This is a genomic window from Fuscovulum blasticum DSM 2131 (assembly GCF_003034965.1).
In the GTDB taxonomy this organism is placed as follows: domain Bacteria; phylum Pseudomonadota; class Alphaproteobacteria; order Rhodobacterales; family Rhodobacteraceae; genus Pseudogemmobacter; species Pseudogemmobacter blasticus.
Genome location: NZ_PZKE01000002.1, coordinates 226,945 through 252,997 on the forward strand (window position 1 = coordinate 226,945; position 26,053 = coordinate 252,997).

Here is a 26,053-nt window from a genome sequence, read left to right on the forward strand (position 1 = left end):
CGCGCCCGTCAGGGGTGCGCGGCGTAGATCTGTACCAGACGCTCCACCGCCGCTTCGGGCGACATCTCTTCGCTTTCGCCGGTGCGGCGGCTGGTCAGTTCGACCACGCCATTGGCCAGCCCGCGCGGGCCGACGGTGATGCGCCAGGGCAGACCGATCAGGTCCATCGTGGCGAACTTGGCCCCGGCGCGTTCGTCGCGATCATCGTAAAGCGGTTCCAGCCCGCGGGCCAACAGCGCCTTTTCCAGCCCCTCGCAAGCCGCATCCGCCGCCGCGTCGCCCTGCTTGAGGTTGACGATCCCCACCGGGAAGGGCGTCACGCCTTCGGGCCAGATGATGCCCTTGTCATCATGGCTGGCTTCGATGATGGCGCCCAGCAGGCGGCTGACGCCAATGCCGTGGCTGCCCATCTCGACCGGCACGCGCTCGCCCTTGTCGTTCACGACCAGCGCGCCCATCGCGGCGGAATACTTGGTGCCGAAGTAGAAGATCTGCCCCACCTCGATGCCCCGGCCCACCTTGCGATGCGCTTCGGGCACGGCATCGAAGACGGCGGCATCATGGGTTTCATCGGTGCGGGCGTAAAGGGTGGTGAACTCCTCACAGACCTTTGCCACCGCGTCGCGGTCATCATAGTCGATCTCGCGCGCGCCCAGCTTCAGGCCGGTCACGCGGTCATCGTAGAACACTTCGGATTCGCCGGTGCTGGCCAGCACCAGGAATTCATGGGTGTTGTCGCCGCCGATCGGGCCGCTGGCGGCGTGCATCGGAATGGCGGTCAGGCCCATGCGTTCATAGGTGCGCAGGTAGCTGACCATGTGGCGGTTGTAGGCGTGCAGCGCGGCATCGCGGTCGATGTCGAAGTTGTAGCCGTCCTTCATCAGGAACTCGCGCCCGCGCATCACGCCGAAGCGGGGGCGCATCTCGTCGCGGAACTTCCACTGAATATGGTACAGCGTCAGCGGCAGATCCTTGTAGCTGTTCACATGGGCCCGGAAGATGTCGGTGATCATCTCCTCGTTGGTGGGGCCATAAAGCATCTCGCGCTTCTGCCGGTCGGTGATGCGCAGCATTTCCTGACCGTAATCATCGTAGCGGCCGGATTCCCGCCACAGGTCTGCCGGTTGCAGCGTGGGCATCAGCAGCGGAATGTGGCCGGCGCGGATCTGTTCCTGATTCACGATCTCTTCGATCCGGCGCAGCACGCGCAGACCCAGCGGCAGCCAGGAATAGATGCCCGCCGCCTGCTGCTTGATCATGCCCGCGCGCAGCATGTAGCGGTGCGAGACGATCTGCGCCTCGGCGGGGTTTTCCTTGAGAACGGGCAGGAAGTATCGGGTCAGACGCATCTTGAGGCGACCTTGTAAGGATGGGTTGCCCGTTTCCTAGCCGGAAGCGGCCCTTCGGGCAAGGCGGCGAAGCGGTGCCGGCAGGGTGCCATGTGCCGGGCAACATGCCCTGCCTGCTGTGCTGCCGGGCTCAGGCCTGGGCCTTCAGCCCCTGCCCCATCAGGTCTTCCACGAAATAGGCGGCGAACTGCGCGCGACCCGACACGCCGGCCTTGGAATAGATACGGGTCAACTGCGCGCGCACCGTACCCTGGGCGGCGCCGCGAACCTCGGCGATCTCGGCCACGTCCAGCCCTTTCAGTGCCAGAAGGCCCACATCGCGTTCGGCCGGTGTCAGGCCCCAGGCGGCGAACTGCGCCTCGATCACATCGGACAGCGCACCGCGGGCCACGTCCAGCGCGGCTTCCTGCGCCCGCAGAAGATCAATGGTGCGGCGCAGGGCCAGCGCGCCGAAGACCACCCCCAGCGTCAACGCACCGGTCACCAGCGCCTCGAAGATGAAGTGGATCGACTGCGGATCTTCCCTCAGGTCGCCGATCACATCGCCGATGAAGAACACGACGGCCAGCGTCTGGACCAGCAGGAAGGCAACCAGCGCGGCGGTCTGACGCCGCCGCGCCTCTTGCGGGGTGCGTCCCGTCATTTTCGCCGATCTTTGTCGCTTCCGGTCAGCATCGGCCGCACCAGATTGCGGCCCATGGCGCGCGATTCAAGGGCAACGCCTGCAACATGCAGCAGCACAAGAAACAGGATCAGGTTTGCAGCCACTTCATGCACCTCTTCCGCGGCATCTTTCCAGCCTTCGTTCTCGTCCTCATCATCGCCGGATTCGCCCGGCTTGACCAGTGCAGACCAGTCGCCCGATGCAACCGCCGCCTGGTCGGCGGCCACCTGCATGGGCGTGCGGCCGCCGGTCATCACAAGGCCGGTGGCGATCACCACCGCCAGAAGGCCCCAAAGGGCATAGGCCATCATCGCCCCGGCGGGGTTGTGCGAGCCGTATTCCTCGGGCCGGCCCTGCGCCAACTGCCGCAGATGGCGCAGCGCGGCCAGCGGATTGGGCGGGAAGGCCGAAAACCGCGCCTCCTGCGGGCCGACAATGCCCCACAGAAGACGCAAGGCCAGCAGGCCGATGCCGATCCAGCCCGCCAGAACGTGCAGGGTGCTGCCCCCCTCGGTCAGGATCGCATTGGATAGAACCACAAGGGCAAGGCCCCAATGGGAAATGCGGATCACAGGGTCCCACAGGCTGGGCGCAATGCGGGCGCGAGAGAACGGAGACTCAAGGGGGGCAACCATCCGATCAGCCCTCTTCGCCGCCGATCTTGGTGATCGCGCCGGAAGCGGGGTCGATATAGACTTCGCTCACCTTGCCTTCGGCATCGGCGCATTTGGCCTCGATCTTGCCGTCTTCGGCTTCAAAGGACTTCACCTCGCAGCCCTTTTCCTTGAGCGCGGCGGTGGCCGCTTCGGGGGTGGTGCCGACGATATCGCCCACGGCGGGGGCGGCCAGCGCAGCCAGCGGCGAAGCGGCAAGCGCAAGCGCGATCAGAAGCGTACGGGTCATGAGGGGAACCTTTCGATCAGGTCAGTTCGGGTTTCGGTTGAACCGGCGATGCAGGGGGTTTTCGCACCCCGGTTGCCGCCTGTCTGCGGCCCTTTTGCGGGCGACGTCGATCTGCAGGGCGTTTATCCCTGCCCGCCTAAGCGCCGGCTGACGGCGAAAAACCGCCTTTTCGGCGCTGCCCTTGCGAAGTGGCCCCTGCTCTGCCATCTGAATCGAAAGGGTTGATCAGGGGTATGGGCAGAACATGGCGCTTCCGATGCGGGATCAGGCCAGATACTGGGGCATCGCTGCGGTGGTGTTCCTTCTGCTGCTGTGGTTCCTGGGTGATGTGATCCTGCCCTTTCTGGTGGGCGGGGCCATCGCCTATTTCCTGGACCCGGTGGCCGACCGGCTGGAACGCCTGGGCCTGAGCCGCACCGCGGCCACGGCCGTGATCTCGCTGATCGGCATGCTGGCGGTGATCCTGCTGGTGCTGGCGATCATTCCCACGCTGGTAAACCAGTTGACCGCGCTGGTGAATTCCGCCCCCGAAATGACCCGCCGGATGCAGGCCTTCCTGCTGGAACACTTCCCCGAGCTGGCCGATTCCACATCGACCGTCCGGCAGACGCTGGCCAATATCGGCGCGGCGATCCAGTCCAAGGGGCTGGAGATGGTGGACGGCGTGATTTCCTCTGCGATGGGGGTGATCTCGATCGTGGTGTTCATCGTGGTCGTGCCGGTGGTGGCCTTCTATCTGCTGCTTGACTGGGACCACATGATCGCGCGGATCGACGCCATGCTGCCGCGCGACCACGCGCCCGTGGTGCGCCAGCTTGCGCGCGAGATCGACGCGGTGCTGGCCGGCTTCGTGCGCGGGCAGGTGTCTGTCTGCATGTTGCTGGGCACCTTCTATGCCGTGGCGCTGATGCTGGCGGGGCTGCAATTCGGGCTGGTGGTGGGCGCCATTGCCGGCGCGATCACCTTCATCCCCTATATCGGCAGCCTGATCGGCGGCGCGCTGGCCATCGGGCTGGCGCTGTATCAGTTCTGGGGCGAATGGCTGCACATCGCCGCCGTCGCAGGAATCTTTGCCGCCGGCCAGTTCATCGAGGGCAATATCCTGACGCCCAAACTGGTGGGCCGTTCGGTCGGGCTGCATCCGGTCTGGCTGATCTTCGCGCTGTCGGCCTTTGGCACGGTGTTCGGCTTTGTCGGGATGCTGGTCGCGGTGCCGGTCGCCGCCGCCATCGGGGTGCTGACCCGCTTTGCCATCGCACAGTATCAGTCCAGCCTGCTGTATCAGGGCCATGCCGGGCGGGCCGTGACGGACACGGACGACACGAAAGAGGTTGGCCAGGGGTGACACGGCAACTGACCTTTGACCTGCCGCCGCAACAGAACCTGCGGCGCGAGGATTTCGTGCCATCGCCCGCGAATGTGCTGGCGCTGGCACAGATCGACGGCTGGCGGGATTGGCCGGGCGGCCGGTTGCTGCTGGTCGGGCCGCAGGGGGCGGGCAAGTCGCATCTGACCGCGATCTGGGCGGCCGGGGCACAGGCGGCCGTGATCGCCGCGCCCGCGCTGGCCGGGGCCGACCTGCCTGCGCTGGCCGCCAGCGGCGCCGTTGCGGTTGAGGATGCCGACCGGCTGGCTGGCGATGCGGCAGCGGAAACGGCCCTGTTCCACCTTTACAACCTGCTGGCAGGCAGCGGCGCGCTGCTGGTCACCGCCGCCACCCCGCCGCGCGACTGGGGGCTGGGCCTGCCCGACCTGCTGTCGCGGTTGCAGGCGATGCCGCTGGTGCGGCTTGATCCGCCCGATGACGCGCTTTTGTCCGCCGTGCTGGTCAAGCTGTTCGCCGACCGTCAGCTTGCGGTGCCCCCGGTGCTGATCCCCTGGCTGGTGGCGCGGATGCCGCGCTCCATCGGCGCCGCCCGCGCGCTGGTCGCGGAACTGGATGCGCGGGCCCTGGCCGAAGGCCGCGCCATAACCCCCCGGCTTGCCGCCGAAATTCTGGACAGCGACCCGCCCGAGTGAAACAGTGTCATCATACTGTCACTTCGGCCTTTCAGAAGAAGATCATGACAAACGCCGATTTCCTCAAAGCCCCGTTCCCCGCCCCGGTCGAAATCTCTGCCGATGAGATTGCCGGCCCGCGCCGTTTCTTCAACCGCGAGCTTTCGTGGCTTGCCTTCAACTGGCGCGTTCTGGAAGAGGCGGCGAATCCGGCCGTGCCGCTTCTGGAACGGTTGCGCTTCCTGTCGATCAGCGCCACCAACCTGGATGAATTCTACACCGTCCGGGTGGCCGGCCTGCGCGCGCTGGTTCGCAACGGCAACGTCATGCATTCGGAAGACGGCCGCAGCCCGGCCGAGCAGTTGACACTGATCCACGCCGATGCGCGCGGTCTGATGCAGACGCAGCAGACCACCTACAACGCGCTGAAAAAGGAAATGGATGCCACCGGCATTGCCATCCTGTCCCGGTCCAAGCTGACCGCGCGCGACCTGAAATTCCTGGAACAGCACTTCCTGACCAATGTCTTTCCGGTGCTGTCGCCGCTGGCCATCGACCCGGCGCACCCCTTCCCCTTCATCCCCAACACCGGCTTTTCGCTGGCGCTGGAGCTTGAGCGGGAAAGCGACCGCCGTCCGCTCAAGGCGCTGTTGCCGATTCCGCAGCAGATTGCCCGCTTCGTCCGCCTGCCCGACCGTGAAGGCGAAATCCGCTTCCTGCCGCTGGAAGAACTGCTGCTGCTGCATCTGGACATGCTGTTCCCAGGCTATACCGACCGTGGCCATTGCCTGTTCCGCGTGCTGCGCGACAGCGATCTGGAAGTCGAGGACGAGGCAGAAGATCTGGTCCGCGAATTCGAGACCGCCCTGAAGCGCCGCCGCCGCGGCGAGGTGATCCGGCTCAAGATGTCAGCCGGGGCGCCGGATTCCCTGCGCGCCCTGATCATGGAAGAACTGAACGCCGCCCATGACGAGGTGGTCGAGGTCAAGGGCCTGCTGGGCATCGCCGATCTGAAGGAACTGGTGCTGTCCTCGCGCCCTGATCTGCTGTGGCCGACCTTTACCCCCCGCGTGCCGGAACGGGTGCAGGACCATGACGGCGACCTGTTCGCCGCGATCCGGCAGAAGGACATCCTGCTGCATCATCCCTATGAAACCTTCGATCTGGTGATCCGCTTCCTGGAACAGGCGGCGCGCGATCCGAACGTGCTGGCGATCAAGCAGACGCTGTATCGCACAAGCTGGGACAGCCCGATCGTCAGCGCGCTGTGCGAGGCGGCCGAAAGCGGCAAGTCGATCACCGCGCTGGTGGAACTGAAGGCGCGTTTCGACGAGGCGGCGAACATCCGGCAGTCACGCCGGCTGGAACGTGCGGGCGCGCATGTGGTCTATGGCTTCATGCACCTCAAGACCCATGCCAAGATTTCCACCGTGGTCCGGCGCGAGGGCGACCAGTTGGTCACCTATACCCATTACGGCACCGGCAACTATCACCCGATCACCGCGCGCATCTATACCGACCTGTCGTTCTTTACCTGCGACCCGGCGCTGGGGCGCGATGCGACCAAGGTGTTCAACTATCTGTCGGGCTATGTGCAGCCGCAGGGGCTGGAAAACCTGGCGATTTCGCCGATCACGCTGAAGCCGCGCCTGCTGGAGCTGATCGCGGCCGAAGCCGACCATGCCCGCGCCGGGCGACCGGCGGAAATCTGGGCCAAGATGAACAGCCTGATCGACCCCGAGGTGATTGACGCGCTTTACGCCGCCAGTCAGGCCGGGGTGAAGATCAGCCTGATCGTGCGCGGCATCTGCGGCGTGCGTCCGGGCATAAAGGGGCTGTCGGAAAACATCCGCGTCAAGTCCATCGTCGGGCGGTTCCTGGAACATAGCCGCATCGTCTGTTTCGGCAACGGCTTTGGCCTGCCCGCCAAGAAGGCGCGGGTCTTCCTGTCGTCGGCCGACTGGATGGGCCGCAACCTGACCCGCCGGGTGGAAACCCTGGTCGAGGCGCTGAACCCCACGGTGAAAAGCCAGATTCTGAGCCAGATCATGGCTGCAAATCTGGCGGACGAGGCGCAAAGCTGGGTGCTGTCGCCCGATGGCGCCTATGCCCGCGAACTGGCGCCAGAGGATGGCACGCTGTTTTCCTGCCACCAGTTCTTCATGGAAAACCCGTCGCTTTCGGGGCGCGGCACCGCCGGGGCCAAGGACGCGCCCAAGCTGGTCCCCGTGCGGGACGAGGATAACACGGCCACGGCGGCACAATAAGGTGCCCTGCCCGGCATGACGCCGGGCAGCGGCTTTGCGGCTGCCGCGGGTTGACCCTGCCCCGCCGCAGCGCCAATCTTGCGCGCAAGACCGGGGAATCGACCATGAATGCCGAAGGACCGCTGCCCATGCCCGAAGAAGAGGACTGGGAACCCTTCGGGCGACCGCTGTTCGAGGATGCCTCGGTACGGGCACTGTCGCGCGTGGGCGTGGTGGATGTCGGGTCAAACTCGGTTCGGATGGTGGTGTTTGACGGCGCGGCGCGCAGCCCGGCCTATTTCTACAACGAAAAGGTCATGTGCGGGCTGGGCAAGGGGCTGGCCGAAACCGGCCTGCTGAACCCCGAAGGCCGCAAGCGCGCGCTGGTCGCGCTGAAACGCTTTGCCCTGCTGGCGCGCGGCATGGGAATCGGGCCGCTGACCGTGGTCGCCACCGCCGCCACGCGCGAGGCAGGGGACGGCCCCGAGTTTCAGGAAGAAGTGTTTCGCGAAACCGGCTTGCGGCTGCATGTGATCGACGGTGACGAAGAGGCGCGGCTGTCGGCGCAGGGTGTGCTGCTGGGCTGGCCCGACGCCAGGGGGATCGCCTGCGACATGGGCGGCAACTCGATGGAACTGGCGCGGATCGGCGGCGGCAAGGTGGGCAAGCGGGTGTCCACGCCGCTGGGGCCGTTCCGGTTGCAGCAGCTTGACGGCGGGCCGAAGAAGCGGCTCGCCCATATCGACCGCGTGCTGAAGGATGCGCAGGCCGAGGTGAAATCCAGCGGCGAACGAATCTATCTGGTGGGCGGAAGCTGGCGCGTCATCGCCCGTCTGGACATGGAGCGGCGGAACTATCCGCTGACCGTGCTGCACGAATACCGGATGACACCGCAGGGCCTGCTGGACACCATCGACTGGATCGCGGCCTCGGATCTGACGATGCTGCGCGCCCGCACCGGCACCTCGGCCGAACGGATGGAGCTGGTCCCCATCGCCTGCGAGGTGCTGCGCGAGGTGATCAAGGTGCTGAAACCGTCGGAAATCGACGTGTCGGCCTATGGCATCCGCGAGGGGCTGCTGTACGAACAGATGCCCGAACGCCTGCGCGCCCGCGACCCGCTGATCGAAGCGGCCCGGATGAGCGAGATCACCCAGGCCCGGATGCCCGGCTTCGGCAAGAAGCTGTATGGTTTTCTGGAACCGCTGTTCAAGGACTGGCCGAAGGAACGGCTGCGGCTGGCCAAGGCGGCCTGCCTTCTGCATGACACCACCTGGCGCGCCCATCCCGACTATCGCGCCGAGGCCTGTTTCGACAACGCCACCCGCGCCAACCTGGGCGGGCTGGACCATCCCGGCCGGGTGTTCCTGGGCCTTGCGCTGTTGCATCGCTACAAGAACAGCCGCAGCGGCAGCCGGATGGAACCGCTGTTCCGGCTGCTGACAGAAGAAGAAATCGCCCAGGCCGAGGTTCTGGGCAAGGCGATGCGCTTCGGCGCGATGTTCTCGGTTGGTGATCCGGCGCGGGCGGGGCGGCTGACCTGGGTGGCAGGCAAGAAGCGCACGCTGGGGCTGGAGCTGACCGAGGAAGGCCAGGGCCTGTTCGGCGAGGTGTCACAGGCCCGCTTCGCGGCGCTGGCGCTGGCACTGAAGGCCCAGGCAAAGATCGGCCGCGCCGCATGACCCTGACCTTCGATCACCTGGCCCTTGCGGCCGAAACGCTTGAGGCCGGCGTCGCCCATGTCGAGGCGGCGCTTGGCCTGCCCATGGCCGGCGGGGGCGAACATCCGCTGATGGGCACCCACAACCGGCTGATGGGTCTGGGCGACCTTTATTTCGAGGTGATCGCGATCAACCCCGCGGCACCGCCGCCCGGCCGCCCCCGCTGGTTCGACCTTGACCGTTTCTCGGGCCGACCCCGGCTGACGAACTGGATCTGCCGCTGTGATGACATCGCGGCCGAACTGGCGCTGTCGCCTCCCGGCACCGGCCGCGTGCTGGATCTGCAGCGCGGCGATTTCCGCTGGCAGATGGCGGTGCCGGACGATGGCCGCCTGCCCTTCGACAACGCCTTTCCCGCGCTGATCCACTGGCAGGGTAGCCTGCACCCGGCCCCCCGCCTGCCGGACACCGGCGCCCGGCTGACCCGGCTTGAGATTGCCCATCCGCAGGCCGAAGCCCTGCGTGCGGCGCTGGCCGGGCGGCTGGCCGATCCGCGCGTTGTCGTGCTGGCCGGCCCGTCCCCGGCGATGCGCGCCAGCTTCTCCACCCCGCACGGGGTGCGTGTGCTGGAATGATCCGCCCCGCCACGCCCGATGACGCCGGCGCCATTGCCGCGCTGTGGAACCCGTGGATCACCGGCACCGCCGTGACCTTCAACCCCACCGCCAAGACACCGGACGAGGTTGCGGCGATGATCGCCACCCGCCGCGCCGCCGGGCAGGAATTCCTGCTGGCCGAGGATGGGGAGACCCTGCTGGGATTCGCCACATACGCGCAGTTTCGCGGCGGAGCGGGCTATGTCCGCACCATGGAACACAGCGTCATACTGTCGCCCGCGGCGCGTGGGCATGGCACCGGCCGGGCGCTGATGGCGGCACTGGAATCGCACGCCCGGGCCGCCGGGGTGCATCAGATGATGGCAGGTGTTTCCGCTGAAAACCCCGCAGGCCGCGCCTTTCACGAAAAGATCGGATACCGGCTGATCGCGACCCTGCCGCAGGTCGGCCACAAGTTCGGCCGCTACATGGATCTGTGGCTGATGCAGAAATTCCTCTGACAACGCCGCGGCGCGGCGCTAATCTGCCCGCATGTCGATCTGGACCCGTATCGCCGATGCCCTTTCCGCCCTTGCGGCGGGTGAACCGCTGTCGGTGGTGTTCGACCGGCTGCGCGGGGCCCCCGACCCCGAAAAAAAGCGTTGGCTTCACCATCGCGGTTCTGGCCCTTGGCGCCAAGATGGCCAAGGCCGACGGCGAGGTGTCGCGCGCCGAGGTGACCGCGTTCCGCCGCATCTTCACCCTGCCCCGGACCGAGGAAAAGCACGCCGCCCGCGTGTTCGACCTTGCCCGTCAGGATGTGGCCGGCTTTGACGCCTATGCCGCCAAGATTGCCCGGCTGTTCAACCCGACCGGCGCCCGCCTTTGCGCCGACGACCATCACATCCTGATCGACCTGCTGGAGGCGCTGTTCAACATCGCGCTGGCCGACGGCAGCTATCACCCCGGCGAAGATGCCTTCCTGGCCCATGTGGCCGAGGTGTTCGGTCTGGACGAAGGCTGTTTCCGCGCCGTCCGCGCCCGGCTAGTGGAGGGCGCCCCGCGCGACCCCTATGATGTGCTTGGCCTGCCGCGCGACGCCACGCTGGCCGAGGCCCGCGCCGCCTGGAAGGCGCTGGTGCGCGACTGCCACCCCGATGTGATGCAGGCCCGTGGCCTGCCGCCCGAAGCGGTGCGTCTGGCCGAACGCCGCCTGATCGCCATCAACGCCGCCTGGGCCGAGATTTCGGGCAAGGTCGCCGCCTGATGGCCCGCGACTTCCTGCGTCTGGCGACCTATAACGTCGAATGGTTCAACGCGCTGTTCAACGACCGGGGCCGGATGCTGGAAGACAGCGCCCCCTCGGCCCGCCACAAGATCAGCCGCGCCACGCAACTGGGGGCGCTTGGCATCGTCTTTACCGCGCTGGACGCCGATGGCGTCATGGTGATCGAGGCGCCCGATACCAGTTCGAAACGCTCGACCGTGCAGGCGCTGGAAACCTTTGCCCGCCATTTCGGCCTGCGGGCGCGGCGCTGCCTGCACGGCTTCAATTCGGAGACCGAGCAGGAGATCGCCTTCCTTTACGATCCCGACCGGATCAGGGCGACGCATGATCCGCGCGGCAACCATCAGGGGCCGGGCGGCCCGCCCAGCCCGGACAGCCCGCGTTTCGACGGCAGCTTCCGCTACGATCTGGACACCGACACCGCGCCAGAGACCATCGCCTTTTCCAAGCCGCCGCTGGAAGTGGCGCTGACCGGCCCCGACGGGCTGCCGCTACGGCTGATCGGGGTTCATGCCAAGTCGAAAGCCCCGCATGGTGCGACCGATCCGGTGCAACTGCTGCGCCTGTCGATCGAGAACCGGCGCAAGCAACTGGCGCAGTGTATCTGGCTGCGCGCCCGGGTCGAGGAACATCTGGCCCGCAAGGAAAGCCTGGTCGTCATGGGCGATTTCAACGATGGCCCCGGACTGGACGAGTTCGAGCGCCTGTTCGGCAAATCGGGGATCGAGATCGTCCTTGGTTCGGACGGCGATCCGGCGTTGCGGCTGACAGATCCCCATGCCGCGATGGCGCTGCAAAGCCGGGTCGCCATGGCGCCCACCTCGGCCCGGTTCTGGCACGGGCCAAAGCAGCATTACTTCGAGGCGCTGCTGGATTTCATCATGGTCTCACCCGATCTGGCGCTGCGCAGCCCGGACTGGCGGATCTGGCACCCGTTCAATGATCCGGCCATCGCCGCGGTGCCCGAACTGCGCGAGGCGTTGTTGCAGGCGTCGGATCATTTTCCCGTCACGCTGGACCTGCCGCTTTCCGCCAAGGCGCCGCGCCGTCGCCAAACGTGATTTGCGCGGGCGCGGGGGGCTTCCCATATTAAGCCAAAGTTACTGATGGGAGTGCTGTCCATGCGCCGCACCGCTGCCTGCATGATGATCGGCCTTGCGCTGGCCCCGCTGCCGCTTGCCGCCGAAGACCCGGCCCCCAAGGCCGAAAGCGAGGGATTCTCGCTGATGGAGGAAGGCGCGAAGCTGGTGCTGCGCGGGCTGATGTCGGAAATGGAACCGACGTTCAAGGAAATGGACAAGGCGCTGTCCGACATGAAACCGATGGTCGAAGAGATCGGGCCGCGGTTTCAGGAACTGATCGCCCTGATGGGCGACGTGCAGAACTATCAGGCGCCCGAGGTGCTGCCGAACGGCGACATCCTGATCCGCCGCAAGGTTCCGCTTGTGCCGAAGATCGGCCCCCGGCTGCCCGGCCCGAATGGCGAGACCGAGCTTTAAGTCCATCCCATGATGCCGCCCGCCACCAAACGGTGGGGGCGGCGGACAGGATCAGATCTGCTTTTCGGGCATGTGGACGATCAGCCCGTTCAGGGCCGGCGTCACCTTGAGTTGGCAGGTCAGGCGCGACCGCACCGGATCGGGCTCATAGGCGAAGTCGAGCATGTCCTGCTCCATCGCGTCTTTCTTCGGCAGCTTGTCCACCCAGGCCGGATCAACATAGACATGGCAGGTCGAACAGGCGCAGGCGCCGCCGCAATCGGCCTCGATGCCCGGAATCCCGTTGTCGCGCGCGCCTTCCATCACGGTCAGCCCGTCGCGGACCTCGATCTCATGCGCCTTGCCGCCGTATTCCACATAGGTGATCTTCGCCATCGCCGTCCCCGGATCTTGCTGTCCTCGCGGACATAGGACGATTCCGCCGCCTTTGCCAGAGGGGCAGGACGCTTTCCCCCGGCCGCACGGGCGGTTAGGCTGGCCGCCCGCCAACAGGAGCCCGCCATGACCGCCCTGCCCCTTGCCACCCTGCAATCTGCCTGCGAGGCCGAACTGAACCGGCTTTGGGCGGGGCAAGACGACGGGGCGCATGATCTGGGCCATGTCCGCCGGGTGCTGGCCAATGCCCGCCGGATTGCCCTGGGCGAAGGCGGCGCGGATGAAGAGGTGCTGGTTCCGGCCGCAATCCTGCATGATGCGGTGAAACTGCCCAAATCCGACCCGGACCGCGCCCGCGCCTCAACGCTGTCGGCCGAAGCGGCGGCGCGGTTTCTGGCCGGCCTGCCGGGCTATCCGGCGGCAAAGATCCCCGCCGTCGCCCATGCCATTGCCGCGCACAGCTTTTCCGCCGGCATCGCCCCCGAAACGCCCGAGGCAGAAATCCTGCAGGATGCAGACCGGCTTGAGGCCCTGGGGGCCATCGGCATTGCGCGGATGTTCCATGTGGCGGGGCAGATGGGGGGCGGTCTCTTCGACCCCGATGATCCCATGGCGCTGCATCGCCCGCGCGACGACCGCCGCTTCGCGCTGGACCATCTGGAAACCAAGCTGTTCCCGGTGGCCGAAGCCATGCGCACCGCCACCGGGCGGGCCATGGCGGCCGAACGGGCCGACTGGATGGCCAGCTTCCGCACCCGCCTGCTGCATGAGGTGGAGTAACGAAAAGGGGCGGCCGGGTTGCCCCGCCGCCCCTGCCCCGCGCGGTGCTGGCCCGCGCCGGATCAGTCTTCGATGTTCAGCGCCACGAAGCGCGGGTTGCCATCGCGGCGCACCAGCAAGAGCAGCGACTTGCGTCCCGCCTCGCGCGCCTCGGCCACGCGGTCTTCCAGATCCTTCAGCCGCGTCAGACGTTGCTGGCCGGCCTCGGTGATCAGGTCGCCGTCGCGCAGGCCCTTGGTATAGGCCTCGGATTCGGGGTTGACCTTCAGCACCACCAAACCGGCGGTATCGGCATCAAGGCCCATCTGGCTGCGCATGTCCTCGCCCAGCGGCGCCAGCGTCAGGCCCAGCATCTCTTGCTGCTGCGGCTCACCGGGGCCGGTGGCCTTGACCGGGGTCGCCTGCGCCTCGGCTTCCTCGCGGCGGCCCAGCGTCACCTCAAGCGTCATGGTCTTGCCTTCGCGCAACACCACCAGCGCCACCTTTTCCCCCACGGCGGCATCGGCCACCTGGCGGGTCAGGTCTCCGGCATGTCCGATGGGCTTGCCGGCGAACTGGGTGATCACATCGCCCACCTCAAGCCCGGCTTCCTTGGACGGGCCGTCCATCACCGTGGTGACCAGCGCACCCTTGGCATCGGCAAGGCCCATCGATTCCGCGATGTCGGGCGTTACGTCCTGGATCGACACGCCCAGCCAGCCCCGGCGGGTTTCGCCAAATTCCTTCAACTGGTCGACAACCTTCGACACCACGTTCGACGCCATCGAGAAGCCGATCCCGATCGAGCCGCCGTTGGGCGACAGGATTGCGGTGTTCACGCCAATCACCTGCCCGTCCATGTTGAACAGGGGGCCGCCCGAGTTGCCCCGGTTGATGGCGGCATCGGTCTGCAGGTAATCGTCATAGGTGCCAGACAGTTCGCGGTTGCGGGCCGAGACGATGCCCGCGCTGACCGAGAAGCCCTGCCCCAGCGGGTTGCCCATGGCAACCACCCAGTCGCCCACGCGCATCAGGTCGGAATTGCCGAAGCTGACATAGGGCAAGGGTTTCTTGGCATCGACCTTTAGCACCGCAATGTCGGTCTTGGGGTCGGTGCCCACCAGCTTGGCCGGCAGCTTCTCGCCCCCGAAGAACTCGATCTCGATCTCGTCCGCGCCTTCGATGACATGGTTATTGGTAACGATATAGCCATCCTCGCTGATCACGAAGCCAGATCCCAGCGCTTCGGACCGCTGTGGCCCCTTCGGGCCAAGATCGGGGAACAGATCCTGGAACGGGCTGCCCTCGGGTACCATCGGGCCGCCTTCCATCGGGGCCGAGACGGTGGCGCGGGTGGTGATGTTCACCACCGAAGGGCTGATCTTGTCAGCCAGCTCGGCAAAACTTTCGGGCGCGCCGAAGGCCAGCACCGGGGCGGGCAGCGAAACCGCAAGGCCGGCGCCCAGCGCCATGGCCAGAACGGAAGCAGAGGTCAGGGAGCGGAAAGTGGACATCTTTGCGCGGGACACGGGCGTGGTCTCCTCTTGCGTGTCAAGCAGCGGGCGGGGGCTGTCCCCGGGGGCCGCTTCGAACCTGACAGAACAGTTAGGCAAGGCGAGGCGCAATGCAAACCCCGTCGCGCCGTTTCAACCCCATGTGAACGGACTGTCACGAAAGGGGCCACGATCGGCAAGGCCGCCACGTCAGGGTCAGGCCCCCAGGCTGCGGGCCAGCCAGACCAGCGCAACCCCTGCCGCCAGCGCGACCAGCCCCAGCATCCGCCGGGTGTCGCGCGGCATTTCGGCAAACAGCCGCAGCACGTCTTCCATGCGCGAAGGGGCCAGCGCAAGCGCCAGCCCCTCCACCGCAAGCACCAGCCCGATGGCCAGCACCACCAGACTCATGGCGTGGGCGCCGGAGCCGCGGGTGCCGGGGCGGCAGGCACCGCTCCGGCGCCGTCATCCCCCCGCAGATAGTGGAAGAATTCGCTGTCCGGGCGCATCACGATGCTGGAATTGCTGCCCTTGAGCGAGGTTTCATAGGCCCGCAGCGACCGGGTGAAGGCAAAGAACTCCGGGTCGCGGCCATAGGCTTCGGCCAGCAGCCGGTTGCGTTCGGCATCGGCCTCACCGTGGATCACATCCGCCTGCCGCTTCGCGTCCGAGGTCAGCTCCACCACTTCGCGATCCGCTGCCGCCCGCACCCGCTGCGCGGCTTCGCCGCCGCGGGCGATCTCGTCCGCCGCCTCACGCTGACGTTCGGCCCGCATCCGGGCAAAGGTCGCGGCAAGGTTCTGCTCGGGCAGGTCGGTGCGGGTCAGCCGCACGTCGATCACATCGACGCCCAGCGCATCACCCTCGCGTTTGGCGATGGCAAGGATCTGGTTCATCAGCGCCGTCCGGTCCAGGCTCAGCACCCGGTCTTGCGTGGTGTTGCCCAGCACTTCGGGAATGGCCTGCGTCAGGATGTTGTTCAGCAGCGCCTGCGCCCGGTCTTCGCCCGCGCTGCCCACCGCGCGGCGGAAGGCCACCACATCGGTGATGCGCCAGCGCGCGAAGGCATCGACCACCAGCCGGCGGTCAGACAGCAGCGTCACTTCGATCGGGGCGGTCTGCAGCCCCAGGATACGGTCTTCGTAATAGACCACGTCCTGAATGAACGGCAGCTTGAAGCCCAGACCCGGGTCTTCCTTGACCTGGGTCACGTCGCCGAATTGCAGAACAAGCGCCTTCTTGCGTTCGTCCACGATGAAGACCGATGACAGCGCGGTCACCAGGATCACGACGATCACCGGAACAATATACATCGCCCGCATCAGTTGGTTCCTCCCGTGGTCGCGCCAGCCGTACCGCCCGACCGCATCAGTTCGTTCAGGGGCAGGTAGGGCACCACGCCGCCCGTCCCGCCAGCGCCATCGACACCGTCAAGGATCACCTTGTTGATACCGCCGAACACCTTTTCCATGGTCTCCAGATACAGCCGCTGGCGCGTCACTTCGGGCGCCTTCACATATTCGGCATAGACCGACAGGAAGCGCGCCGCCTCACCCTGGGCCGAGTTGATGGCCGCCGCCCGGTAGGCTTCGGCGTTTTCCAGCACCGAGGCCACTTCACCCCGGGCGCCTGCCGTCACCTTGTTGGCATAGGCATCCGCTTCCTTCTCAAGCCGGTCGCGTTCCTGTTGCGCCGCCTGCACCTCGCGGAAGGCGTCGATCACGTCTGCCGGGGGCTGGGCGCGCTGAAGGTTGACCCGGATCACGCTGATGCCGGAATTGTAGGTGTCCAGCGTCGCCTGCACCGCGGTGCGCAGGTCGGCCGCGATCACGCCACGGTCGCGGTTGAGAATGGGCGACAGCTCGCTGCGGGCGATGATGTCGCGCATGGCGCTTTCCGAAACGGCGCGAATGGTGCCTTCGGGATCGGCCAGGTTGAACAGGTATTTCTCGGGGTCAGAGATATTCCAGACCACCTGGAACCCGATGTCCACGATGTTCTGGTCGCGCGTCAGCATCAGCCCGCCATCAGCGGTCTGGCCGGTGCCGATCTCGGTGGTGCGTTCGCCGGTGACCTGCACCTTTTCATAGGTGACAACCGGCCAGGGGGCAAAATTCAGACCCGGCTGACCGATGCCCGAGCTTTCGCCCAGGAACAGTTCGACCGCGCGTTCTTCCTGGTTGACCTGGTAGAACGACATGAATGCCCAGCCCGCCACCAGCGCCAGCGCGCCCAGCGCCAGCCCCTGCCGGGTGAACAACGGCGAGCCGCCGCCAAGGCCCGGTCCGCGCGGACCGCCGCCCCCGCCGTTGGCGCGGCTGCGGCCGCCCATCAGGACGCGAAGCTGCTCTTGTCCCTTGCGGACGATTTCGTCGATTTCGGGGATCTGCGGGCCGCCTTCGCCGGGCCGCCGGGGGCCGCCACGCTTGTCGTCATCGTTCCGGCCGCCGCGGTTGCCGCTGCCGTTACCCTCGTCATCGCCGCCTCCGCCGCCCCAGGGGCCGCCGCTTCCTGCCATGAACCTTGTTCCCTTTTGCTCGTGTCGCTGCCTAACCTGTGCATCCGCGACGGAATTTCAAGCCTTGTCAGCCCGTTCGCACAGGCTTCCGCATCGTTACCAATTCCTCGGCCATGGTCGGGTGCACCGCCACCGTGCGATCGAAGTCTTCCTTGGTGGCGCCCATGCCGATGGGAATCGCCGCCAACTGGATCATTTCGCCCGCGCCGGGGCCAACGATATGGCAGCCCAGAACCTTGCGGCTGGCCGCATCGACGACCAGCTTCATCAGCACCCGGTCCTGCCGCCCGGCAAACAGCGTCTGCATCGGGCGGAAGGTCGCGGCATAAACCTCGATGGGCCCCAGCGCACGGGCCGCCTCTTCGCTCAGGCCCACCGTGCCCAGTTCCGGCCGGGTGAACACCGCGCTGGCGATCAGGCAGTGATCGAATTTCGTCGGCACCCCGCGAAACACCGTATCGGCAAAGGCATGGCCTTCACGGATGGCAACCGGGGTCAGGTTCACGCGGTTGGTCACATCGCCCACCGCATGGATCGAGGGCACGGCGGTCTGGCTCCAGTCATCCACCACCACCTCGCCATGGCGGCCAAGTTCCACACCCAGCGCCTCCAGCCCCAGACCGGCGGAATTGGGCCGCCGCCCGGTGGCGTACAGCACCAGATCGAACTCGCGCTCGGTGCCATCGGTCGCCACGGCGCGGATACCGCCCGGCGTGCGTTCCAGCCGCAGCACATCGGTGCCGCAATGAATGGCAATGCCCGCCGCCTGCATCGCGTTCGACACATGGCCGCGCGCCTCGTCGTCAAAGCCGCGCAGGATCTGGGCGCCGCGATAGTATTGCGTCGTCTGCACGCCCAGCCCGTGCAGGATGCCGGCGAATTCGCTGGCGATATAGCCCCCGCCCACCACCAGCGCCCGCCGGGGCAGCGCCGGCAGATGGAACATCTCGTTCGAGGTGACGGCCAGGTCGGCGCCCGGAATGTCGGGGACGAAGGGCCGCCCGCCGGTGGCGATCAGGATGTGCTTGGCCGTGATCCGTTCGCCCGTGGCCAGCCGCACGGCATGGGCATCCTCGACCGTGGCGCGGGTATCGTGCACCTGCACGCCCGCCCCGGCCAGCGTGCCGCGATAGGCGGCCTCAAGCCGGGACAGCTCAGCCTCAAGCGCGGCGCGGAACCGGGTCCAGTCGAAGGCGCCCGGCTGCACGTCCCAGCCATAGGCGCGGGCATCGGCAATCTGGGTGGGGAAGTCGCTGGCAAAGACCATCAGCTTCTTCGGCACGCAGCCACGGATGACACAGGTGCCGCCCATGCGGCTTTCCTCGGCCAGCGCGACGCGCGCACCACCTTCGGCCGCCGCGATCCGCGCGGCGCGCACCCCGCCCGAACCGCCGCCAATGACAAAAAGATCAACGTCGAAGGCCATGTGCCCCCCTTCCTGTTCCCGGCCGCAAGACCAAAGCCGCCCGATGGGCGACGATACGCGTCTAGTCCTGCCCGGCGAAGATGTTTTCGACCGGCGGCAGCGCCACCCGGCCCTCATCGAACCGGCCCGAGTTGATGTCGCGCACCTGCACCCGCCCATCGGGGTGCCCCACCACAACGGTATCGCAGATGTCGATGAAAAGCCCGTTCTCCACCACACCGGGAATCTGGTTCAGCACCAGCGACAGTTGCCGCGGATTGCCGATCCGGTTCAGGTGCAGGTCAAGGATATGGTTCTGCCCGTCGGTGCGCAGCGGCTGGTCGCCGGTCATCCGCAAGGTGACCTCGCGGCCGATCACATCCATGCTGACCAGCGTCTCCTCGACCAGCGCCTTCGTGGTGCGCCAGCCGAAGGGGATCACCTCGACCGGCAGCGGAAAGGCGCCAAGCTGGGCCACTTCCTTGGCCGCGTCCGCGATCACGATCATCTGGTCCGAGGCGGTGGCGACAATCTTTTCCTGCAGCAGCGCCGCCCCGCCGCCCTTGATCAGGTTCAGATGCGTGTCGAACTCGTCTGCCCCGTCGATGGTCAGGTCCAGCCACTTCACCTCATCCAGCGTGCGCACATCCAGCCCCAGGCCAACGGCAAGCTCGGCTGTGCGGCGGCTGGTGGCCACGCAGGTGACCCGCAACCCCTCGTCGCGAACCCGCTCGGCCAGGCTGCGCACCATCCAGGCGGCGGTCGATCCGGTGCCAAGCCCCAGCTTCATGCCATCCTCGACAAAATCGACCGCGCGCCGCGCCGCCACGAACTTGGCGTTGTCGATGGGGTTCAGATCGGCGGGCATGTCACACGCTCCCTGCGGTCGGGTCATCTGGCGGATCGAAGAATACAGCGCGGCTTAACGCAAAGCCGGCACAAGGGCAAAAGGCTTTTCCCGCTTTCACCGCCCCTTGGCGACACCCCGCTTTGGCTTGCGGTTGGTACTGGAAAATCACGCCAATGTCGCGGATAGAAGATACATGGCGCAGTCTGCCGACTCGCAAACCGCGCATCTGTGTCATGCTATGCAAGATCCCCCCGCTCCCGATGAGAACTGGCCATGCTTGCGCTTTACACCGCTCCGGACACGGCCTCGACAATCATCCGGCTTGCCCTGGCCGGCCGCGGAATTCCGCTTGAGCTGCGCCCGGTTCCGCGTTCGCCGCTGGCCTTGCAGGGCCATGACTGGCGGGCGGTGAACCCGACCGGCAGCTTTCCCCTGCTGCAAACGCCGCAAGGCCCGGTGTCGGAAACCGGCGCCATCCTGCTGTGGCTGTCCGATTTCCACCGCCTTGGCCCCGGTCCCGCCGATGCGGCGCGCCCCGCCTTTCTGAAATGGCTGTTCTTCCTGTCCAACATGGCCAATGCCGAACTGCGCCCGCTGGTCTGGCCGCAGAACTATGCCCCCGCGGAATCCGGCGCCGGGCAGGTCACGCTGACCGCGGGGCGGTTCCTGACGGCGCTTGCCCATGTGGATGAGGCCCTGCGCACCACGCCCGAAATGTTTCCCCTGCTGGGGCCGCTGTCGGCCTATGTGCTGATGCTGGGCCGCTGGGCGGCGCAATATCCGCTGAATCACCCGCGCTGGTTCCACCTGACCGCCTTCCCCGACCTTCTGGCCCACGCCCTTGCCGCCGAAGCCCTGCCCGAGGCCCGGGCCATCGCCGCCGAGGAAGGGCTGGGCGAAACCCCGTTCAGCGCGCCGCCACCCGCACCGCCGCTGTCCTGAACAAAGCTGCGGCATCCTGACGCGGACCGCGCGCGGAATGTCGGATTCCGCCCTTGCGGATTACGCCGCGCCCTTCATCCTCCGCCAAAGCCCGGAGGACCGCATGTTTCTGTCCGTTTTCGACATGTTCAAGGTGGGGATCGGCCCCTCGTCCAGCCACACCATGGGCCCCATGGTGGCGGCGGCCCGTTTCCTTGACATGCTGCGCGCCTCGCCCTTCCACTTCCGCGGGCTGCAAGCCAGCCTGCACGGCTCGCTTGCCTTCACCGGGGTCGGCCACGCCACCGACCGCGCCACCATCCTTGGCCTTGCCGGGTTTCACCCCGAAACCTATGACGCCGACAGGGCCGAGGCCGCCATGGCCGAAATCCGCGCGACAAAGACCATCTCGCCGCCCGGCCTGCCGCCGATGCGCTTCGACCCGGCCACCGACCTGCATTTCGACTACGGCCCCGCCCTGCCCGGCCATGCCAACGGCATGATCCTGAAGGCGACCGATGCCGAAGGCGACGTGATCCTTCAGGAAACCTTCTACTCGATCGGCGGTGGCTTCGTGCTGACCGCCACCGAACTGGCCGAAGCCGGCGGCACCCGCTCGCAAGCCCGCGCCGATGTGCCCTGGCCCTTTGAAACCGGCGCCGAGATGCTGGAAATGGCCCGCCGCTCTGGCCTTTCCGTTGCCGGGATGAAGCGCCAGAACGAGTTGAAGTTCCGCTCCTCGGCCGATCTGGACCGTGGCCTTGCCCGGATCTGGGAGGTGATGAACGGCTGCATCTCGCGCGGGATGCAGGGCGAAGGCATCCTGCCCGGCGGGCTGAAGGTCCGCCGCCGCGCCAAGGGGATTCATGACGCGCTGATGGCCGAACGCGGCCTGAACCTTGTCGCCCCGCATACGATCAACGACTGGATGAGCATGTATGCCATGGCGGTGAACGAGGAAAATGCCGCCGGCGGGCAGGTCGTCACCGCGCCGACCAATGGCGCGGCCGGCGTGGTGCCGGCCGTCATCCGCTACTGGCTGGACCATGTGCCCGGCGCAACCCCCGGCCGGGTCGGGGAATTCCTGCTGACCGCCGCCGCCATCGGCGGGCTGTGCAAGCACAACGCCTCGATCTCGGGGGCGGAATGTGGCTGTCAGGCCGAAGTGGGCAGCGCCTCGGCCATGGCGGCGGCGGGGCTTTGCGCCGTGCTGGGCGGCACGCCGGAACAGGTGGAAAACGCCGCCGAAATCGCGCTGGAACACCACCTTGGCATGACCTGCGACCCGGTGAAGGGGCTGGTGCAGGTGCCCTGCATCGAACGCAACGGGCTGGGTGCGATCAAGGCGGTGTCGGCTGCCTCGCTGTCGATGCGCGGCGATGGCATCCATCTGGTCAGCCTTGACGCCGCCATCGAGACGATGCGCCAGACCGGCCACGACATGCACGAGAAATACAAGGAAACCTCGCTGGGTGGCCTTGCGGTGAACGTCCCCAACTGCTGACCGGCCATCAGGTCTGGTCGCCTCGGCCGCGCCCGGCGCGGTCGCTTCACATCGAAACCGCCCCTTCCCCCGGCGCGCCGCATCCGTTATGGGATCGGCGCAATTCCGATCAGGGGAAGGACCGCTGCCAATGGCCAACGTGGTTGTCGTGGGCGCCCAGTGGGGCGACGAAGGCAAGGGCAAGATCGTCGACTGGCTTTCCGAGCGCGCCGACATCGTCGCCCGCTTCCAGGGTGGCCACAATGCCGGCCATACGCTGGTGATCGACGGCGTGGTCTACAAGCTGTCGCTGCTGCCGTCGGGCATCGTGCGCGGCGGCAAGCTGTCGGTCATCGGCAACGGTGTCGTGCTTGACCCCTGGGCGCTGCTGACCGAAATCGACAAGCTGGCCGGCCAGGGCGTGACCATCACTCCCGACAACCTGCTGATCGCCGAGAACACCCCGCTGATCCTGCCGGTGCATGGCGAACTGGACCGGGCCCGCGAATCGCAGAATTCGGTGGCCAAGATCGGCACCACCGGCCGCGGCATCGGCCCGGCCTATGAAGACAAGGTTGGCCGCCGCACCATCCGCGTCGCCGATCTGGCCGATGAGGCCACGCTGGACACCCGCATCGGCCGGCTGCTGACGCACCACAACGCGCTGCGCGCCGGGCTGGGCCTTGCCCCGATCGACACCGCCGCGCTGAAGGCCCAGTTGCTGGAAGTCGCGCCGAAGATCCTGCCCTTCGCCAAACCCGTCTGGAAGGTGCTGACCGAGGCCCGCCGCGCCGGCAAGCGCATCCTGTTCGAAGGCGCGCAAGGCAGCCTGCTGGACGTGGATTTCGGCACCTATCCCTATGTCACCTCGTCGAACACGCTGGCCGGCATGGCCGCCACCGGCACCGGCCTTGGGCCGACCTCGATCGACTTCGTGCTGGGCATCGTCAAGGCCTATACCACCCGTGTCGGCGAAGGCCCCTTCCCGACCGAGCTTTTCGATGCCGATGGCGACCGCCTTGGCACCCGGGGCCATGAATTCGGCACCGTCACCGGGCGCAAGCGCCGTTGCGGCTGGTTCGATGCGGTTCTGGTGCGCCAGACCTGTGCCACCAGTGGCGTGTCGGGCATCGCCCTGACCAAGCTGGACGTGCTGGACGGGTTTAAAACGCTGAAGATCTGCACCGGCTACATGCTGGACGGCGAAAAGCTGGACTACCTGCCCACCGCCGCCAATCTTCAGGCCCGCGTCACCCCGGTCTATGAGGAACTGGAAGGCTGGAGCGAGTCGACCGCCGGCGCCCGAAGCTGGGCCGACCTGCCGGGCGCCGCGATCAAATACGTCCGCCGCATCGAGGAACTGATCCAGTGCCCGGTGGCGCTGCTCTCGACCAGCCCCGAACGTGACGACACCATCCTGGTGACCGATCCCTTCGCCGACTGACCATCCTTCCAGGAGCACGCCCCTTGGCCCTCAGCCACGCCGCCCGCAAACGCCTGTCGCTGCTGATCCTGGTGATCGGTATGCCGCTTTATGTGGTGGTGGCGGTCAGCGTGGTGAACTGGGCTGATGCCCGCTGGGGACGCCTGCCGTTTCTGGCGGAAATGGCGGTCTATATCGTGCTCGGTCTGCTTTGGGCCCTGCCCTTCCGCAGCCTGTTCCGCGGCGTGGGCCAGGCCGATCCGAACGCAGAAACGGATCAGGCGGAAGGGCCCGGCCCCTCCGCCTGATCAAGGTTCCGTGCGGGCTCCTCGGATCAGGGGGACATGTTCCGCGCCCTTGCCAGAACCGCTGATCCCTCGGGCAGCGCAAAGCGGCCGCGCCGCGCCCGGGTGATCCGCCCGTCCCGCAACAGCCCGCCAAAGGCGCGCAGGCAATCTTCACGGCTGCCGGCATCAGCCCCGACATAGCGCAGCAGATGCGGCCGGGTGAAATCCTCCTGCCGCTCGACACAGGTCACATAGGCCGCGGCAGCCTCCAGCCGCTGCGACAGATCCCCGGCCTCCAGACGGCTGGCAAAGGTCTCGAAAGCCCCGCGATCCTGCGGCGCGAAGGCGGTCTCGTCCTCATCCTCGGCCTCTTCCGCCAGGGCGGGCGCAAGGATCGGGTCGCGCAGCGACAAGACCGGCGGCGTCTCTTCCTCATCCTCGACATAGGCCGCGGCGGCAACGGCGGCGCTGCCGGCCATCCGGCGCGGACGCAGGGGCGTGGCGGGCCGGTCGATCCGCAGCTCCGACACCAGCACCAGCGGCGCCGGACGGTCGGTTTCGGGTCGGTCGGATGCGGGCCGCTCGGCAACCGGGCGGTCCTCCGGCGGCAGGTCGGGCACGGCCACCGGGGTCGGGCGCGCGGCGGCGGGGCGGGCCGGGCGCACCACGCGGGCCAGATCGGCGCGGTAGGGATCGGCGCGCAGGGTTTCCGAAGGCTTCTTCACCCCGGCCAGCCGGTCGGCAACCGTCGCCGCCACGGCCGCCTTGAGATGCTGGATCGCCGACAGCCGGCGCTGGTTTTCCTCGACCGCCATCTCGTCATCGGCCTGTCGCAACAGCCGCGCCACATCCGGCTCGGCCCCCGCCTCTGCCGGGGGTTCAGTCGGTTCGGAAGCAACGGCCGCGGCGGCGGGCAGTTCAGGCAGGTCGACATCGGCGCGGCGGATCTTGATCACCCGCGCCCGCGCCCGCTGCGCCTTTTCCATCACCTCGGCCGCATGGCGGGCCGCAGCGACCAGCGCCAGCGTATCCTCGGGGGCTTCCTCGGGCGCCGTGGCCGCTTCGGGCTTCGCCGCGGGGGCCGGCAAGTCATCGGCCCCTTCGGTCTCGGCCTCAAGCTCTGCCGCAAGATCCTCGGGTAGCGCGTCGATCAGGTCGTCGGGCGAGACCAGCGGCAAGGCCTCGACCGCGGGCGGTTCGGACAGGTCATAGAGCGACTCGTCCAGTGCAAGGCCGGTCTCTTCGGCAAAAGGGTCTGTCGCGGTCTGCGCCGCACCCTCGGCCACCTCCGGCACGGCCAGAACGGGCGCGGCTCCGGCCTCCTCGGCCACAACACCGGCTGAGGCCGTCACCTCGCCGCCGGCCAGCGTGGCGATCAGGCTTTCCAGAACCACATCCGTCGCATCGCCGGCCACCGCTTCCGCCTGAACCGGCAGCTCTGCGGCCCCGGTCGGAACGGGCGCAAAAGCCTCGGCCGGCAGCGGCGCCACATCCATGGTCTCGGTATTCTCATCGTCAAACGCATCCGGGGCCGCAGCCGCCGGGGCCAGGGGCACCATCGGCACCACCACACCGCCCGATGCCGCAGCAACCGCCTGACGCAAGCGGGCCAGCTTGGCCGCCACACCTTCGGGCATGGCCGGGCGCAGCGTGGGGGCGGCGGGCTGCGGTGCGGCCATCGCGTCAGATGGCATCGTCGCCACAGGGTCAGCCACACGAGTCGGGGGGAGGGCCTGCACCGCCACCGGCACCGCAGCCGCATGAGCCACGGCGGCCGGAACCGCAACCGGCATCGGCGCAGGTTCGGTCGCAACGGGCGCCGGCGCGGCTTCGGCAACGGCAGCCTCGGCCACCGGCTCGGTCAGCGCCTCGCCGGCGCGCAGCAGAACACCGTTGTCCTGAACCCGCGTCTCGACCCGGCGCTGCACCTCACGTTCGGCGATACGGTGCAGCATGGCGGCATCGGGCTGCGGCGGCTCGGCTCCGAAATAACGATCCTCGGCCGCAAGATCGCGGAAATACTCGGCAATGGACCGCATCGTGTTGAACGGATCGTCGAACCCTTCCAGCGTGCAGCTGAAGGTGCCATACGAAACCGTAAGTATCTTGCTCGCACCATTCATGGATGCAGACCTCTCACTTCCACGTCGTCAGACCCTGCCTTGCCGGCTGATCAATTCGATGGACAGACATGGGTAATTTGAAGGATTGATTGTGACCCGCAAACAGCCAGCCTGCCTTATTTCGTAAGTATCGCCATGAACCAGCCGATTCTCCAATCCTCTTATGGGGTTACGCTTGTCGGGGGTGGGCCCGTCACCGGGCGCGACCTGAA

General features: G+C 67.2%; 25 protein-coding genes and 1 pseudogene. 14 read left to right on the plus strand and 12 right to left on the minus strand.

Annotated elements, in window-relative coordinates; translation table 11 throughout:
* Positions 1-8 precede the first annotated feature (8 nt).
* The 4 genes from proS to C5F44_RS03265 all read right to left on the minus strand — a co-directional run bounded on the left by proS (position 9) and on the right by C5F44_RS03265 (position 2,916).
* On the minus strand, positions 9-1,349 hold the full coding sequence (gene proS / locus C5F44_RS03250; RefSeq protein ID WP_107672068.1) for a proline--tRNA ligase: 1,341 nt from the start codon (positions 1,347-1,349) through the stop codon (positions 9-11).
* Between the two features lie 130 nt (positions 1,350-1,479).
* Positions 1,480-1,992, minus strand: a complete 513-nt coding sequence (locus tag C5F44_RS03255) for a helix-turn-helix transcriptional regulator (RefSeq protein WP_107672069.1) — start codon at positions 1,990-1,992, stop codon at positions 1,480-1,482.
* Complete coding sequence (locus tag C5F44_RS03260) at positions 1,989-2,648, minus strand: cytochrome b/b6 domain-containing protein (RefSeq protein WP_107672070.1); 660 nt, start codon at positions 2,646-2,648, stop codon at positions 1,989-1,991. Before C5F44_RS03260 ends, C5F44_RS03255 begins: the two co-directional genes overlap by 4 nt.
* 4 nt (positions 2,649-2,652) lie before the next feature.
* The gene (locus tag C5F44_RS03265) at positions 2,653-2,916 is read right to left on the minus strand and encodes a PepSY domain-containing protein (protein WP_107672071.1); all 264 of its coding nucleotides are present in this window, start codon (positions 2,914-2,916) and stop codon (positions 2,653-2,655) included.
* Positions 2,917-3,160: 244 nt separating this feature from the next.
* Between C5F44_RS03265 and C5F44_RS03270 the strand changes: the two genes are divergently transcribed.
* The 9 genes and pseudogenes from C5F44_RS03270 to C5F44_RS03310 all read left to right on the plus strand — a co-directional run bounded on the left by C5F44_RS03270 (position 3,161) and on the right by C5F44_RS03310 (position 12,204).
* A complete protein-coding gene (locus C5F44_RS03270; RefSeq protein WP_107672072.1) occupies positions 3,161-4,261 on the plus strand; it encodes an AI-2E family transporter in 1,101 nt (366 codons plus the stop codon).
* A complete protein-coding gene (locus C5F44_RS03275) occupies positions 4,258-4,935 on the plus strand; it encodes a P-loop NTPase family protein (RefSeq protein ID WP_107672073.1) in 678 nt (225 codons plus the stop codon). The genes C5F44_RS03270 and C5F44_RS03275 overlap by 4 nt, the downstream gene beginning before the upstream one ends.
* 44 nt (positions 4,936-4,979) lie before the next feature.
* On the plus strand, positions 4,980-7,181 hold the full coding sequence (locus tag C5F44_RS03280) for an RNA degradosome polyphosphate kinase (RefSeq protein ID WP_107672180.1): 2,202 nt from the start codon (positions 4,980-4,982) through the stop codon (positions 7,179-7,181).
* A gap of 104 nt (positions 7,182-7,285) precedes the next feature.
* Positions 7,286-8,842, plus strand: coding sequence for a Ppx/GppA family phosphatase (locus tag C5F44_RS03285; RefSeq protein ID WP_107672181.1), 1,557 nt, complete (start codon positions 7,286-7,288; stop codon positions 8,840-8,842).
* Entirely contained in the window at positions 8,839-9,456 is a 618-nt protein-coding gene (locus C5F44_RS03290; RefSeq protein ID WP_107672074.1) for a VOC family protein, read from the plus strand. Before C5F44_RS03285 ends, C5F44_RS03290 begins: the two co-directional genes overlap by 4 nt.
* Positions 9,453-9,938, plus strand: coding sequence for a GNAT family N-acetyltransferase (locus C5F44_RS03295; RefSeq protein ID WP_107672075.1), 486 nt, complete (start codon positions 9,453-9,455; stop codon positions 9,936-9,938). The genes C5F44_RS03290 and C5F44_RS03295 overlap by 4 nt, the downstream gene beginning before the upstream one ends.
* A 31-nt stretch (positions 9,939-9,969) precedes the next feature.
* Positions 9,970-10,684, plus strand: a pseudogene (locus C5F44_RS03300) (TerB family tellurite resistance protein).
* Complete coding sequence (locus C5F44_RS03305) at positions 10,684-11,766, plus strand: endonuclease/exonuclease/phosphatase family protein (RefSeq protein ID WP_107672076.1); 1,083 nt, start codon at positions 10,684-10,686, stop codon at positions 11,764-11,766. Before C5F44_RS03300 ends, C5F44_RS03305 begins: the two are co-directional and overlap by 1 nt.
* A gap of 45 nt (positions 11,767-11,811) precedes the next feature.
* Positions 11,812-12,204, plus strand: coding sequence for an AAA+ family ATPase (locus C5F44_RS03310; RefSeq protein ID WP_235822488.1), 393 nt, complete (start codon positions 11,812-11,814; stop codon positions 12,202-12,204).
* A gap of 51 nt (positions 12,205-12,255) precedes the next feature.
* On the opposite strand, the gene C5F44_RS03315 is transcribed toward C5F44_RS03310, so the two are convergent.
* Positions 12,256-12,579, minus strand: a complete 324-nt coding sequence (locus tag C5F44_RS03315) for a 2Fe-2S iron-sulfur cluster-binding protein (RefSeq protein WP_107672077.1) — start codon at positions 12,577-12,579, stop codon at positions 12,256-12,258.
* A gap of 126 nt (positions 12,580-12,705) precedes the next feature.
* Here C5F44_RS03315 and C5F44_RS03320 point away from each other — a divergent pair, with 126 nt between their 5' ends.
* Complete coding sequence (locus tag C5F44_RS03320; protein ID WP_107672078.1) at positions 12,706-13,359, plus strand: HD domain-containing protein; 654 nt, start codon at positions 12,706-12,708, stop codon at positions 13,357-13,359.
* A gap of 62 nt (positions 13,360-13,421) precedes the next feature.
* On the opposite strand, the gene C5F44_RS03325 is transcribed toward C5F44_RS03320, so the two are convergent.
* From C5F44_RS03325 to rpiA, 6 genes are all read right to left on the minus strand, one after another.
* Positions 13,422-14,852, minus strand: coding sequence for a DegQ family serine endoprotease (locus C5F44_RS03325; RefSeq protein WP_412917523.1), 1,431 nt, complete (start codon positions 14,850-14,852; stop codon positions 13,422-13,424).
* A 195-nt stretch (positions 14,853-15,047) separates the two neighbouring features.
* On the minus strand, positions 15,048-15,242 hold the full coding sequence (locus C5F44_RS03330) for a DUF2065 domain-containing protein (protein ID WP_107672080.1): 195 nt from the start codon (positions 15,240-15,242) through the stop codon (positions 15,048-15,050).
* A complete protein-coding gene (gene hflC, locus C5F44_RS03335) occupies positions 15,239-16,156 on the minus strand; it encodes a protease modulator HflC (RefSeq protein ID WP_107672081.1) in 918 nt (305 codons plus the stop codon). Before hflC ends, C5F44_RS03330 begins: the two co-directional genes overlap by 4 nt.
* A complete protein-coding gene (gene hflK, locus C5F44_RS03340) occupies positions 16,153-17,349 on the minus strand; it encodes an FtsH protease activity modulator HflK (protein WP_107672082.1) in 1,197 nt (398 codons plus the stop codon). Before hflK ends, hflC begins: the two co-directional genes overlap by 4 nt.
* A gap of 67 nt (positions 17,350-17,416) precedes the next feature.
* The gene (gene gor / locus C5F44_RS03345; RefSeq protein ID WP_107672083.1) at positions 17,417-18,775 is read right to left on the minus strand and encodes a glutathione-disulfide reductase; all 1,359 of its coding nucleotides are present in this window, start codon (positions 18,773-18,775) and stop codon (positions 17,417-17,419) included.
* Between the two features lie 61 nt (positions 18,776-18,836).
* The gene (gene rpiA, locus C5F44_RS03350) at positions 18,837-19,622 is read right to left on the minus strand and encodes a ribose-5-phosphate isomerase RpiA (RefSeq protein WP_107672084.1); all 786 of its coding nucleotides are present in this window, start codon (positions 19,620-19,622) and stop codon (positions 18,837-18,839) included.
* Positions 19,623-19,877: 255 nt separating this feature from the next.
* On the opposite strand from rpiA, the gene C5F44_RS03355 reads away from it, so the two are divergent.
* The 4 genes from C5F44_RS03355 (at position 19,878) to C5F44_RS03370 (ending at position 23,739) form a co-directional block, all read left to right on the plus strand.
* Positions 19,878-20,546: a glutathione S-transferase family protein gene (locus C5F44_RS03355; protein WP_107672085.1), complete on the plus strand. Its 669-nt coding sequence runs from the start codon at positions 19,878-19,880 to the stop codon at positions 20,544-20,546.
* A 103-nt stretch (positions 20,547-20,649) separates the two neighbouring features.
* Complete coding sequence (locus tag C5F44_RS03360; protein ID WP_107672183.1) at positions 20,650-22,029, plus strand: L-serine ammonia-lyase; 1,380 nt, start codon at positions 20,650-20,652, stop codon at positions 22,027-22,029.
* Positions 22,030-22,159: 130 nt separating this feature from the next.
* Entirely contained in the window at positions 22,160-23,452 is a 1,293-nt protein-coding gene (locus C5F44_RS03365; RefSeq protein ID WP_107672086.1) for an adenylosuccinate synthase, read from the plus strand.
* Positions 23,453-23,475: 23 nt separating this feature from the next.
* Entirely contained in the window at positions 23,476-23,739 is a 264-nt protein-coding gene (locus tag C5F44_RS03370; RefSeq protein WP_107672087.1) for a DUF2842 domain-containing protein, read from the plus strand.
* Between the two features lie 26 nt (positions 23,740-23,765).
* Here C5F44_RS03370 and C5F44_RS03375 read toward each other — a convergent pair whose 3' ends face one another.
* A complete protein-coding gene (locus C5F44_RS03375; protein WP_107672088.1) occupies positions 23,766-25,841 on the minus strand; it encodes a hypothetical protein in 2,076 nt (691 codons plus the stop codon).
* Between the last annotated feature and the right edge of the window lie 212 nt (positions 25,842-26,053).